Below are 2,264 nucleotides of genomic sequence, written 5' to 3'. Positions count from 1 at the left end.
CCGAGCGGGCCAGCCGGCCGGGCACCGCCCGGACCCGCCGGTCGGTGGGGCGCGGCTCGACCGCCCGGCGGGCCCGGGCGGCCTGGCCCGCCTGCCCGGTGCGGGAGAACGCGGTGAGCGCCGAGTGGTAGGTGCCGGCGGAGAACCGGCCGCCGGCACGCACGTACCCGTCCACGGTGATCGGGACGTCGGCGGGCAGCTGCTTGACTGTGAACCAGACGCCCAGGTCGTGCGGGACGGAGTCGAAGCCGCAGGCGTGCACCAGCCGTGCGCCGGTGCGTGTCGCCTCGGCGTGGTGGCGCACGTACATGAGGTCGACGAACTCCGGCTCGCCGGTGATGTCCAGGTAGTCGGTGCCGGCCCGGGCGCAGGCCGCGACCAGCGGCTCCCCGTGGTGGATGTACGGGCCGACAGTGCTGGCCACCACCCGGGCGCTCTCCGCCACCGCCCGCAGGGAGTCGGCGTCGGTCACGTCGGCGGTGAGCAGCGGCAGGTCGGCCAGGCTCGGGGCGATCGCGGCGAGCCGGTCCCGTACGGCGGCGAGGCGCTGCGGGTTGCGCCCGGCCAGCGCCCAGCGCAGCTCGGCCGGTGCGTGTCGGGCCAGGTACTCAGCGGTCAGGCCGCCGGTGAACCCGGTCGCCCCGAACAGCACCACGTCGTACGTTCGCTCGCCAGTCATCCTCAGAGTCTGCCATTCGTGGTCGCCGATCAGCGATCACGAGGAGGCGGTCACGGCGTGAAGACGGCCCGTACGCAGCCGTCGGCCCGGTCCCGGAACAGCGCGTACCCCTCGGGGCCCTGCGCCAACGGCAGCCGGTGGGTGGCCAGGTGTTCGGTCCGCAGCTCGTCACGGGCCATCCGGTCCAGCAGCATCGGCACGTCCCGCAGATCAGGTCGACCGGCGCCGCGCAGCGTGAGCCGCCGCTCGGTCAGCGCACCCAGCGGGAACGCGTCGACGAACCCGCCCGTGCCGCCGAGCGCCACCACCACGCCGCTCTTGCGACACGCGTGCACGGCCTCCCGCAGCGCGTCCGGTCGGTCGGCGTGCTGGCCACCGAACCGGTCGGCCCTCGACCGGGCCGGCGGCGTGCCGACCGCCACCACGCACACGTCCGGTCCGCGCCCACCGCTACGGTCGCGCAGTTCGGCCGCGACGTCGGTGCAGCGGTAGTCGAGCGGCTCGGCGTCGGAGTGCCGCTCGGCCATCCGCAACCGCTCCTCGTGCCGGTCCACTACCAGCACCCGCGCGGCGCCGCGCAGCACCGCCGCCCGGGCGGTCAACTGACCCACCGCCCCGGCGCCCCAGATCGCCACCACGTCGCCGGGGCGCACGGCACCCAACTCGGCGGCGAGCCACCCGGTCGGCGCCACATCCGCGGCGAACACCGCCCGGTCGTCGTCGACGGCGTCCGGGACCCGGAAGGCGCTCACGTCGGCGTACGGCACCCGCACGTACTCCGCGTGGCCACCCGCGAAACCGCCCGCCGCCCGGGGCCGGCCGAAACAGCCGGCGTCGGAGCGAACCCAGTCGGGGTCGGCGCTGGCCAGGTCGGCATTGGCGTTGTCGCAGCAGGAGTGCAGGCCCTTCCGGCAGTACCAGCAACCGCCGCAGGCCACGCTCGCGCCGACGACCACCCGGTCGCCGGCGCGGTGTCGGCGGACCCCGGGGCCGACCTCCACCACCTCGCCCAGGAACTCCGCGCCGAGCACGTCGCCGGGCCGCAGCAGCGGGTGCCGGCCGGCCAGCAGCGGCAGGTCACCTCCGCAGGTGGCGCTACGCCGCACCCGGACGATGACGTCACGCTCGTTGCGCAGCTCCGGGTCGGGGACCTCGCGTACGGCCAGCTCGTCGGCGGCCATCCAACACAGCGCTCTCACCCGTGGACCTCGGGGCGGTCCAGCGCGGACCGGTCCGCGCGGAGCACCTCACCGGCCTCCACCCGTTGCTTGATCTGGCGCAGGGTCCGGCGGACCAGCAGAGCCGGGTCGTCGCCGACCAGATGCGCGGCCAGCCCGGTGGGCGGGGTGACGCCGGCCAGCGGCCGGGCGGCCAGCTCGGTGCCCCGGTCACCGGGCGCCGGGCGCACCCGCACCTCGACCGCCCCGTCCAGGCGGCGCAGCGGCTCCGGCCAGCGGCCCTCCGGAAGCACCTGCTCCGGGGGCCGGTCGACGGTCACCACCTCCCAGCGGGCCGGCGCGGCAGCGTCGCCGTCCGCGCCGGGCCGGGCACCCCGACGGGGTACGCGCAGCAGCCGCGCCACCCC

At 76.6% G+C, this 2,264-nt stretch carries 3 protein-coding genes; all 3 read right to left on the bottom strand.

Annotated elements, in window-relative coordinates:
* Window positions 1–679: saccharopine dehydrogenase family protein (locus GUI43_RS33225; protein ID WP_211326804.1), on the bottom strand; the 679-nt coding region annotated here is incomplete at its 3' end.
* 50 nt (window positions 680–729) lie between these two features.
* Window positions 730–1,878 carry an alcohol dehydrogenase catalytic domain-containing protein gene (locus GUI43_RS33220; RefSeq protein WP_112582564.1) on the bottom strand — a complete coding sequence of 383 codons (1,149 nt, stop codon included), beginning with the start codon at window positions 1,876–1,878 and terminating at the stop codon, window positions 730–732.
* A partial coding sequence (locus GUI43_RS33215; protein ID WP_112700720.1) for a hypothetical protein occupies window positions 1,875–2,264 on the bottom strand: 390 nt, incomplete at its 5' end. The genes GUI43_RS33220 and GUI43_RS33215, both read right to left, overlap by 4 nt.

This window comes from Micromonospora noduli, assembly GCF_003264365.1.
Classification (GTDB): domain Bacteria; phylum Actinomycetota; class Actinomycetes; order Mycobacteriales; family Micromonosporaceae; genus Micromonospora; species Micromonospora noduli.
The sequence above is the reverse complement of the archived record's forward strand: the minus strand, read 5'-3'. Positions and strand labels throughout refer to the sequence as shown.